General features: G+C 64.7%; 12 protein-coding genes and 1 pseudogene. 7 read left to right on the top strand and 6 right to left on the bottom strand.

The features are described 5' to 3' along the window. Together NA5_RS32590 and NA5_RS32585 are read right to left on the bottom strand one after the other, a co-directional pair. Nucleotides 1–333, bottom strand: a pseudogene (locus NA5_RS32590) (hypothetical protein); the annotation flags it as partial. Nucleotides 334–587: 254 nt separating this feature from the next. Beyond that, a complete protein-coding gene (locus NA5_RS32585; RefSeq protein WP_062992871.1) occupies nucleotides 588–905 on the bottom strand; it encodes a hypothetical protein in 318 nt (105 codons plus the stop codon). Between the two features lie 145 nt (nucleotides 906–1,050). Here NA5_RS32585 and NA5_RS32580 point away from each other — a divergent pair, with 145 nt between their 5' ends. From NA5_RS32580 to NA5_RS32570, 3 genes are all read left to right on the top strand, one after another. Beyond that, complete coding sequence (locus tag NA5_RS32580) at nucleotides 1,051–1,467, top strand: CBS domain-containing protein (protein ID WP_062992850.1); 417 nt, start codon at nucleotides 1,051–1,053, stop codon at nucleotides 1,465–1,467. 131 nt (nucleotides 1,468–1,598) lie between these two features. Continuing rightward, nucleotides 1,599–2,165: a hemerythrin domain-containing protein gene (locus NA5_RS32575; RefSeq protein ID WP_062992849.1), complete on the top strand. Its 567-nt coding sequence runs from the start codon at nucleotides 1,599–1,601 to the stop codon at nucleotides 2,163–2,165. Between the two features lie 5 nt (nucleotides 2,166–2,170). Beyond that, entirely contained in the window at nucleotides 2,171–4,285 is a 2,115-nt protein-coding gene (locus tag NA5_RS32570; RefSeq protein ID WP_062992870.1) for a catalase, read from the top strand. Between the two features lie 11 nt (nucleotides 4,286–4,296). Here NA5_RS32570 and NA5_RS32565 read toward each other — a convergent pair whose 3' ends face one another. After that, complete coding sequence (locus NA5_RS32565) at nucleotides 4,297–5,250, bottom strand: TIGR03557 family F420-dependent LLM class oxidoreductase (protein WP_062992848.1); 954 nt, start codon at nucleotides 5,248–5,250, stop codon at nucleotides 4,297–4,299. Between the two features lie 90 nt (nucleotides 5,251–5,340). After that, entirely contained in the window at nucleotides 5,341–5,541 is a 201-nt protein-coding gene (locus tag NA5_RS32560; RefSeq protein WP_062992847.1) for a hypothetical protein, read from the bottom strand. 207 nt (nucleotides 5,542–5,748) lie between these two features. On the opposite strand from NA5_RS32560, the gene NA5_RS32555 reads away from it, so the two are divergent. After that, nucleotides 5,749–6,006, top strand: coding sequence for a cold shock domain-containing protein (locus NA5_RS32555; RefSeq protein WP_062992846.1), 258 nt, complete (start codon nucleotides 5,749–5,751; stop codon nucleotides 6,004–6,006). Between the two features lie 33 nt (nucleotides 6,007–6,039). On the opposite strand, the gene NA5_RS32550 is transcribed toward NA5_RS32555, so the two are convergent. Further along, nucleotides 6,040–7,068, bottom strand: a complete 1,029-nt coding sequence (locus tag NA5_RS32550; RefSeq protein WP_245672502.1) for an alpha/beta hydrolase — start codon at nucleotides 7,066–7,068, stop codon at nucleotides 6,040–6,042. Nucleotides 7,069–7,189: 121 nt separating this feature from the next. Here NA5_RS32550 and NA5_RS32545 point away from each other — a divergent pair, with 121 nt between their 5' ends. After that, nucleotides 7,190–8,227, top strand: a complete 1,038-nt coding sequence (locus tag NA5_RS32545; protein ID WP_062992868.1) for a hypothetical protein — start codon at nucleotides 7,190–7,192, stop codon at nucleotides 8,225–8,227. Here NA5_RS32545 and NA5_RS32540 read toward each other — a convergent pair. Continuing rightward, nucleotides 8,224–9,015, bottom strand: a complete 792-nt coding sequence (locus tag NA5_RS32540) for an SAM-dependent methyltransferase (protein ID WP_245672501.1) — start codon at nucleotides 9,013–9,015, stop codon at nucleotides 8,224–8,226. The two genes, NA5_RS32545 and NA5_RS32540, sit on opposite strands and share 4 nt — an antisense overlap. A 203-nt stretch (nucleotides 9,016–9,218) precedes the next feature. On the opposite strand from NA5_RS32540, the gene NA5_RS32535 reads away from it, so the two are divergent. Together NA5_RS32535 and NA5_RS32530 are read left to right on the top strand one after the other, a co-directional pair. Further along, nucleotides 9,219–9,794, top strand: coding sequence for an RNA polymerase sigma factor (locus tag NA5_RS32535; protein ID WP_245672500.1), 576 nt, complete (start codon nucleotides 9,219–9,221; stop codon nucleotides 9,792–9,794). Then, the gene (locus tag NA5_RS32530; protein ID WP_062992844.1) at nucleotides 9,787–10,053 is read left to right on the top strand and encodes a hypothetical protein; all 267 of its coding nucleotides are present in this window, start codon (nucleotides 9,787–9,789) and stop codon (nucleotides 10,051–10,053) included. The genes NA5_RS32535 and NA5_RS32530 overlap by 8 nt, the downstream gene beginning before the upstream one ends. The last annotated feature ends 20 nt before the right edge of the window (nucleotides 10,054–10,073 follow it).

The following is a 10,073-nucleotide window of genomic DNA, read 5'->3' as shown; positions in this document are numbered from 1 at the left end:
AGGGCACATTCGGATTCGCCAGCGCCGATAGAGTTTTTCGCCGAGGCGACCGGCGGTGGCGTCGAGTAGTTCGAAGGTGTCTTCGCCGCGGAACCAGCGCTCGAAGCGGTCGGTGGCCGCCGCGGTGCCGGTGGTGTCGAAGAGGCCGGGTGGGATCAGGCCGCGGACCAGCAGTGCGAGGACTTCGATTTCGCGTCCGGTGAGTCCGTCGGTCTGGTTCGGGCGGCGCGGTGTGCGGTGACCCGCGGCGGCGAGCACGGCGCGCACCGCATCGGCATCGAGTCGACCGGCCTCGACCTCGTTGTGCAGCAAGGTGATTCGCTCGGATGCCAAAATGGCACCGCGATGCGGTCGATCGCGCCGATCTCGGCCAGGCACCAGCAGCGATTTATAGAAGGTGGCGGCCTGCTCGTCCTCGGAGGGTCAGGCTGCCGCCGCCAAGCGGGTGGCGATGACGGTCTGGCGCAGCACATGTTCTTCCGGCTGGCCGAGGCCGAAATCGGTGGCCAGTGAGAGGGATGCGACTAATTCGGCCAAGCGCATATGGGTTCGTCCATGGCCCGCCGAGTGTCGCAGATGACCGCGGGTCAGTGCCCTCCTGGGTCGAGCAGTTCGCGGCCTTCGTCGGCCTTGACGCGGCGGTGCTCGGCGAGTATCAGTCCGCCGCCGCAGATGAGGCACAGGGCGGTGGCGATGCCCGCGACGATGGCCCAACCGGCGAATCCGTAGCCTGCGGCGGTGAGCGTCAGGGCGGCGCCGACTACGCCGAGCAGTACCAGGATGACGCCGGGCCAGTTGTGGGTGTCGGCGATCAATTCGCCCGCGTGATTTCTGGTGATGCGGGCGCGGTCCGGAAAGTCGGAGCGCAGCCGATCGGATGCGGGCTGGTCGGGTCCAGGGTGCATGGCGTCCTCTCCGTTCGGATGGGTCGTCTCGTTCGAGCGGATACCCCAGATCTTCAGGGGCAATCAGGGCCGGATCAGTGGTGTATCGGACACCACGACGGGTACCGCGAAACCGAATCTGCTTGCGACGAATAGGAGGACAACTATGACAACCGCGCGTGAACTCATGACCGAAGGTGTGCAGTGCGTACGATCCAGCGATTCGGTGGTCGAGGCCGCCAAGTTGATGAAACAGCTGAGCGTTGGCGCGTTGCCGATCTGTGGTGAGGACAACCGGCTCAAGGGCATGCTCACCGACCGTGACATCGTGGTGAAGGTACTTGCCGAGAACAAGGATCCGATCGGCGTCAAGGCCGGGGAACTGGCCGAGGGCACACCGATCACGGTGCAGGCCGGCACCGATGCCGGTGAGGTGCTCAATGTGATGTCGGTGCATCAGATCCGCCGGGTGCCGGTGCTCGATGGTGACCAGTTGGTGGGCATCGTTGCGCAGGCCGATGTGGCGGTCGCGCTCGGTAGGGCCGATACCGGCGGGGTGGTGGAGGCGGTGTCGACGGACTGACCGCGACCCGCTGACCGGCTCGGCTCCGGCTCGTCCGCACTGCCTGGCCCTCAGGTGTGAGTGTGCCGCTCGGGGGTATGCGCGGACGAGAGGAGCCGCGGTGGCTCCGTCCCCGATCGAGGAGGTACGCAATGGCCACCGGTCAGAAGGAAGACGTCGTCACGCTCTTGCTGGCCCAGCACGAAGTGATCAAAGGCCTGATCGAACAGGTACAGCTCGCGCAGGGTGCGGCCAAGCGCAAGCCGTTCGAGGAGTTGGTCCGCGCGCTGGCCGTGCACGAAAGTGCCGAAGAGGAAGTGGTGCATCCGGCATCACGGCGCGCATCGGTGCCCGACAGCGTTGTCGACAGCAGGTTGCACGAAGAGGAAGAGGCCAAGCATGTCTTGGTCGAGCTCTACGACATGGGCGTGCAGCATGCGGATTTCGATACCAAGTTCCGCTCCTTCGCCGAATCGGTCATCGAACACGCCGATATGGAGGAGAAGGAGGAATTCGACCAGCTGCGCCAGGAGATTTCCGCCAATGAGAGTGCGGTGCTGGCCGATGTCGTGCGGGTCGCTGAGGCCGTCGCCCCGACCCGGCCGCATCCGGAGGCAGGGGAGTCCGCGCTGGCGAATATCGTTGCCGGACCGCCGCTTGCGCTCTTCGACCGGATTCGCGATGCGGTGCGCGATTGGCGCCGCAAGACCGAAGGGTGAACGGCATGACCGACGCTACGAATAGGAACGGCGCATCGAATGAGAAGCAGCGCCAACTGGATCGATACCGGGTGGACCGCGAACAGGGAAAGCTGACCACCCAGCAGGGCGTACGGGTGGACAGTACCGATGACGCCCTGAAAGTGGGCGAGCGCGGATCGACGCTGCTGGCCGATTTCCATGCCAGGGAGAAGATCACCCACTTCGATCATGAGCGGATCCCGGAGCGGGTGGTCCATGCCCGAGGTGCGGGCGCCTACGGTCACTTCCGGCCCTACGACGGCTGGCTCGGCGAGTTCACCACCGCTCGCTTCCTCACCGATTCGAGCGTGGAAACGCCGGTGTTCGTGCGGTTTTCGACCGTCGCCGGATCGCGCGGATCCGCGGATACCGTGCGCGATGTGCGTGGTTTCGCGACCAAGTTCTATACCGCCCAGGGCAATTACGATCTGGTCGGCAATAACTTCCCGGTGTTCTTCATCCAGGACGGAATCAAATTCCCGGATTTCGTGCATGCGGTGAAACCCGAGCCGCACAACGAGATTCCGCAGGCCGCCTCCGCGCACGACACGCTGTGGGACTTCGTCGGCCAACAGCCGGAGACGCTGCACGCGATCATGTGGCTGATGTCGGACCGGGCGCTGCCGCGCAGCTACCGCATGATGCAGGGCTTCGGCGTTCACACCTTCCGGCTGGTCAACAGCGAGGGGCGAGGCACCTTCGTCAAGTTCCACTGGACACCGAAACTCGGCGTGCATTCGCTCGTTTGGGACGAATGTCAGCAGATCGCCGGACGTGACCCCGACTTCAATCGCCGTGATCTGTGGGACTGCATCGCGGCGGGTCAGTATCCGGAGTGGGAGCTGGGCGTGCAGTTGGTTTCGGACGAGAACGAATTCGGCTTCGACTTCGACCTGCTCGATGCGACCAAAATCATTCCGGAAGAACAGGTTCCGGTGCAGCCGGTCGGGCGCATGGTGCTGGACCGCAACCCGGACAACTTCTTCGCCGAGACCGAGCAGGTGGCCTTCCACACCGCCAATCTGGTGCCCGGCATCGATTTCACCGATGATCCGCTGCTGCAGTTGCGCAACTTCTCCTACCTGGACACCCAGCTGATCCGGTTGGGTGGGCCGAATTTCGCCCAGCTGCCGATCAATCGGCCGGTCGCCGATGTGCGCAATCACCAGCAAGATGGCTACGGCCAGCATGCCATTCCGCAGGGCGAGGCCGCGTATACCAAAAACAGCATCGGCGGCGGTTGTCCGGCATTGGCGGATACCGAGATGTTCCAGCACTATGCCGAGCCACTCACAGGTTCGGCTATTCGACAGCGCGCCAGCAGTTTTCGGGAGTACTACCGCCAGCCACGAATGTTCTGGCGCAGTATGTCACCGCCGGAGGCCGATCACATCGTCGCTGCCTTCGCCTTCGAACTGGGCAAGGTGGAGCGGCCGATCATCCGGACCAGGGTGCTCGAGCATCTGGTGCGGATCGAGCCCGAGCTGGCCGAGCGGGTCGCGGGTGAACTGGGTATGCCGGTACCGCAATCCGACTCGGGTGATCGGGAGGCGGTGGTGTCCCCCGCACTGTCGCAACTGAATACGGTCACCGACACCATCGCGACCCGCAAGATCGCGATCCTGGCCGCCGACGGTGTGGACACACTCGGTGTACGCCGCGTCAAATCGTGGTTGGCCGACCGTGGTGCGGTGCCCGAAGTGCTTGCGCCGCACGCCGGTACGTTGGGCGGTGACGGCGGTGACGGCGAAACACTCACTGTGGACAGGTCTTTGGCAACCGTCGCCTCGGTTCTCTACGATGCGGTGCTGGTCGCGGGTGGAAAGCAGTCCGCCGACTCGCTGGCGGGCAATGGCGCGGCGGTGCATTTCGTCCTGGAGGCATTCAAACACGCCAAACCGGTCGGCGGCTTCGGCGAAGGTGTGGCGCTGCTGCGGGTCGCCGGTGTCGTATCCGATGCCGATCAGGATGCGCGGGCAGGTATCTTCACCACGACCGCCAGCGGTGCGGGCGTGGCCGAGGACTTCATCGAGCCGTTCGCGAATGCCCTTGCCCGGCACCGGGTCTGGAACCGGACGACCGTCGCGGTACCGGCCTAGCGGCCTGGCGTTCAGCTCAGGGCTGGCTGGATCTCCTTCTCCCACGCGGTGAAGAAGCCATCCAGATCGGGCCCGATCTGTTGGACGTACAGTTCGTCGACACCGGCATCGAGGTACTGCCGAAGCTGGCGGATATGACGTTCCGGGTCGGGCCCGGTGGCGAAGTGTTCGCGGGTGGATTCGCGACCGATCAGACTCATCGCGTCCTCGAAATCGCACGGTCGCGGCAGAGTTTGGGGAAGCTGGCCCGGCAGCAGCTCATTGGCCCAGAGACGGTGTGCGGCATCCAGACCCGACTCCTCGTCGCGGGCCCAGCTGACTTTGGCCCCCGCCTGGACCGGTTTCGCGCCGCCGCCCGCGGTACGGAAGGTGTCGACCGCATCGGCATCGGGCAGTACGGTGCAGAAGCCGTCGCCGATGCGGGCCGCCAATTGCGTTGCCCGCGGGCCGAATCCGGAGATGTAGATCGGCACCGGATTATCGGGCAGGGTGTAGATTCTGGCGTCCTGCACGGTGTAGTACTCGCCGCGATGGTTGACGTTGCCGCCGCGGTGCAGCCGCCGGATGAGCTGTACCGCCTCCTCGAGCATTTCGAGTCGGACGGCGGGCGAGGGCCACGGATCGCCGAGAATGTGCTCGTTGAGCGCCTCACCGCTGCCGACGCCGAGAACGAAGTTGCCGTCGAGTTGGACGGCGGCGGTCGCGGCGGCCTGCGCGATGATCACGGGATGGATGCGGACGGTGGGGCAGGTGACCGCCGTGGTGATCGGGAGGTCGGTGGCCTCCGAGAGCGCCCCGATAGTGCCCCATACGAAGGGGCTGTGCCCCTCGGCGTCATTCCACGGATGGAAGTGGTCGGAGATCCACAGCCGTTCGAACCCGGCCTGTTCGGCGCGTTTGGCCTGCTCGACGAGTTCTTTCGGCCCGAACTGTTCGCTGGCTAAGAAGTATCCGAAGGTGACCATGTCGGGCGCTTACCCAGGTTCGTCCGCGATATTCGACGCATGCGAACGGGCCCCGGATCGAAATAACCGAGGCCCGCTCGACAGGGGGAGCTAGCTGCCGCTGTGGCTGTGCTGGCCGCCCTTCTGCTTGGCCGCCGTCGGCTGCGCCTGTGCGCCCTTACGGCCCGCCTCGTGCGGGTCCGCGGCGTTCTGCTGGCCGAAGCTTCCGGTACTGGCCTTCCCGCCCTTGCTGGCCTGCTCCTGGGTGTCCTTGCGATTGCCGAACTGCCCGGGGTTCTTCGGATCTGCCATGGTCGGCACTCCTTTTCGGTAGTTGGAACTATCTGCGGCCCCGGTTCGGACCACATCTGCGACCTACCCCGGATCGGATGGCTTAATCGAGTTGATGTCACCCGGTCGCGCGCCGATTTCAGGCCCTGAAAAGTGGTGTTTACCAGCCGTATTCGCGGGTAGGCCCAATGCGGGGGTATCGCCGATCCCGACCTCGTGGAGGCTACGATGAGCAGCGTTATCGATCCGACCTCGGTATGGCTGACCGGTACGGTGGCCTGGTTCGACGAACAGCGTGGGTTCGGCTTCATCGATCCCGACGGTGTGCGGCAGTCGCCGGTTTTCGTCGAATACAGCCGTATCGATGTGCCGGGCTATCGCGCACTGGCGGAAGGTCAGCCGGTGCGCTATCTGTGCGATCCCGAGGCGCACGGCCGCGCGGCGGCGGTGGTGCGCCCATTCCCTCCGCAGTTCAGTCCGTTGTGACCACGGAAACTGAAATGCCGCAGGTAGATCGAACTATCCGACGACCGACTTCATCCAGTCGATGACGGCGGCCTGATACTGGGCGGTGTTCCGTGCGAGATTCACCGAATGTCCGCTGCCGGGCAGCACGAAGGTGCGCAACCGCGCCGCCGGACTGAAAAACGCGGCCTCCGCGGCTTGCAGGGTCGCGCTGTCGGCGCAGATCGAATAGGCGGGTCCGCACGACAACCGGTCCAGACTGCCATTGACCAGCATGACCGGAGCGGTGATCAAGCTGGACATACCGGGCAGGGTGGAGGTGAGTCCGTCCGGATATTCGGTGAGCGAGAAGGTTTCCTTGGTCGCCTCATCGATCGCGAGCACCTGCGGATCGAAATTATCCGGTCCGAAGAAATCACCGACGCGAGTGCCCGGCCGAGTCACGAGATAGCCTGAATCGTATCCGCGGCTGGCGAATACAGGATCCTGCACCGCTTGGTAGTAGGTGCCGATCACACCGAGGACGTCCGGCACGCTCAGGGTATGCGAGTATCCGGTGAGCAGTACGCCGTCGACGTCGTGATAGGCGGTGGCCTCCATGACCGAGGTGCCCGAACTCAGCGAATGACCACCGGTGACGACCTTGCCGAACGGCTGTGCGCCCGCGAGTCCGTGCCGCAGGGCCTGCACGATGTTGTGCAGGGCTTCCGCGGTGGCCGTCGCGGTCAGTGACATGCTCGGCGGACGAGTGCTCGCGCCGTTACCGAGTCGATCGACCACCAGCGTCGCGTAGCCCGCCGCGTTCATCGCGCGTCGGAAGTTGTAAGTCTCTGGGGCGTAAGGGAAGTCCCAGTAGGTGTGGTTGTAATTGGAGCCCGCCATCAACACCATGACGGTGTCGGTGGGCCGGTCCGGCAGGCACAGGGTCGCGCCCAAGGTTCCCTGCGGTACCGGGAAGGAGATCTGCTGACAACGGTCGGGTGCCCCGGCCGGATCGGCACCGGCCGTGCCCGGCATCACCCCGAGCATTGTCGCCGCCGCGGTAGCGGCCACCAGCATCCGGGCGTAGAGCTTGTTCGTCACCGCGTTCCCTCCGAATGGGAAATATCGTGCGCCGCGCCATCTTCTGGCGAATCACCATACCGCACACGGAGATCCGTAGCTATGGGGTTGCGTGGCGAAGATGCGATCTACGATGCACGGCATGGGTTCGCGTGGTGTGCATTTCGTCGGCAGCTTTCCGGGTCCGAGTACCGACGATGCGATGCGTGCGATGCTTGATGCCGCGGGACCGCGCCTACGCACGCTCCCGACCGGCGAAACGCGTCGCTATGAGTTCTACATTCAGCCGATCATCCAGGATCTGGTGGCGCAGGGCGCATTGGAAGTGAAGAAGTCCGGCACCTGGCGGTCGAGCAGCGAACGGACGATCCATCGCGTCCCGCCCGGTCGGGAGCTGACCGGCGCCATGATGGACCTCGGTTATCTCGCCGAGGCCGAGGAGGCGCTCCCGATATTTCGGGATTTGCGCGCGGCGCGCGAGCTGCCCGAACTGAGCCTGCAGATCGGGATGCCGACCGATTTCACCCTGGCGTTCATCGCCATGGGCATTTCCGGTGTCCGGTCGCATCGCAAGGCATTTCGGGACGCGACCGTTCGCGATATCGCGGCCATCCACGAACTGGTGGGAACCGACGTGGTCATGCAATTGGAGGCCACCGCGGAAATGGTGCTCATGGCGAAGACGCAACCGTTGCACCAGCGGGTGGAGGCGGCGTTGCGTCTCGGGCAGGGGATCGCCGCGCTGGCCGAATCCGCGCCTGCGGGAACGAGATTCGGTGTGCACCTGTGCGTCGGCAGCATGCGCAACAAGTCGCGGGCCCATATGCGTGATCTGCGCCCATTCGTGGAGCTGGCCAATTCCGTTGTCCGGCAATGGCCGTCGGATCGCCCGCTGACCTATGTGCACGGTCCGCTCGCCGCGGGCGATATCCCGCCGTCGACGGATCCCGGGTTCTACGCACCTCTGGCGGACCTGTCACTCGACGAGGGCACCAATTTCTATGCGGGCTTCGTCCACGACATTCCCACGGTGCCAGAGCAGGTCGAAACCCTACGGATGATCGAGACCGCGCTGGAGAGACCGGTGGACGGCGTCGCGAGTGCGTGTGGCCTCGGTCGCCGTCCCCGTCCCATCGCCGACGCGCTCGCGTCCCGCGCCGATACGCTCGCCGCGACCTAGGGTTTGCGACCGATGCCGCCCAACAGCACCAACTTGGTGCGTGGCAGATCGTCGTCGAGCCAATCCTGTACCGGCACCAGACCGGGTTCGACCACCTCGAAACCATCCAGGTAGGCGGCCACCATATCCGGGGTCCGGAACTGGACCTGCGCCGAACTGCCGTCGGTATCCCCGGTCGACTGCGCGACGAAATCCGCGTATGTGTCGACCGATCCGTGGGTGAAGGCCAGGATGCTTCCCGGCGCCATCACATCGCGCAGTCGCGCCATGATCCCGGCCGGATTCTCGTCGTCCATCACGAAGTGCAGTACGCCGACTATCAGAATCGCTACCGGCTGGTCGAAGTCGATCTTTCCCTCGGTCCGCGCCTTCTCGATGATCTCGTCCGTTCGGCGAATATCACCGAGTATCGATGTGACACCGGACGTACCGGACAGCAGCGCGTTGGTGTGCACGTACACGACCGGGTCGTAGTCGATCATCACGACGCGGGCCGATGGGTCGACCTTCTGCGCAACCTCGTGCACGTTGGGCGAGATGGGAATTCCGGCGCCGATATCGATGAACTGCCGAATCCCCGCCTCGGCCGCGTCTTCCACGGCGTTGAGCAGGAATTTGCGACTGAACCAGGCCGTCGTCTTGGTGTCCGGCGCGACCGCGAGCATTCGCTCGGCGACTCGCTGGTCCACCTCGTAGTTGTCCTTACCACCGAGCAGGTAGTTGTATACCCGAGCAGCGTTCGGCTTGGATGGATCGACGCGCACCGGCGCCCGATCGGCCTCAGCCACCGCACCTCCCTCTATTTCCCTTGGCACATGGTAACAACGTCTGGTCATTTGTCCGCTCGGATCGCGCCGCACCGCTGGATCGCGGTGAATCCTTTGTGCCGGTTTACACCTCTCATACTTGTGTCGGCAACACGGTCGGCACAAGATCGGAGGTACGTCGTGATCATTGCTGCGATTGTTGTTGGGGCGCTGCTCATTTGCGCGTGCAGCATCACCGTGCTGCGGCGGCGGAGCCGGTCGCGGTGACCGAAGTGCGCTGGCCCGACGAACATCTCGTCGCCGCGGCGCGGGCGGGCGATATCGAGTCGATCACCACGCTGGTGTCCGGATCGCATCCGCATGTGCGGCGGTTCGCCTACTCGGTGTGCGCGACGCCGGAGGACGCCGAAGACGCGGCGCAGGAGGCGTTGATCATTCTGTATCGCAAGATCGGGACATTGCGGGCATCAGGTGCGTTGGCCTCGTGGATGTTTCGGATCGTGCGCAACGAATGTCTACGGCAATTGCGATTGGGTGTGCGTCGGGCCGAGCCGATTCCCGACTCGGCTATCGCTTCGGCGGAAGAAGAGGCGATCAATCGATTGGAGGCCGAGCGGGTGGCCGCAGCGATCGCGGCACTGCCCGGCGACCAGCGGCGGGTGCTGATCATGCGTGATGTGCAGGGATACAGCGGTCCGATGGTCGCGGATCTGCTCGGACTGAGCACCGCGGCGATGAAATCACGGCTGCATCGGGCGCGTTCGGCGGTGCAGCAGAGTTTGGAGGTCGGTCATGCCTGACGAGTTCGCCAGTGCGTCGTTATCGCGCCACTTGGCCCGTGGCGCAATCGGATTCGGCGCTGTCATCGGATCGCTCGCCCTCATGCCAGCGGTCGGGCCGGTGAGCCTGTTGCTCCTGCCGGTCGGGCTCGTCGCACTGCGCGGCTGCCCGACCTGCTGGGCGATCGGCTTGCTGCAGACCCTCTCGCGCGGCCGACTGCAGCGCTCGTGCACCGACGGAACCTGCCAATTGGTCACCACGAAACCCGGTGCGCCATAACCGATCCCGCCGAAAACAGC

Origin of the sequence: Nocardia anaemiae NBRC 100462, assembly GCF_001612725.1 — a bacterium.
Classification (GTDB): Bacteria; Actinomycetota; Actinomycetes; order Mycobacteriales; family Mycobacteriaceae; genus Nocardia; species Nocardia anaemiae.
Note: the sequence above shows the minus strand (reverse complement) of the source record. Positions and strands in the feature narration are given on the sequence as shown.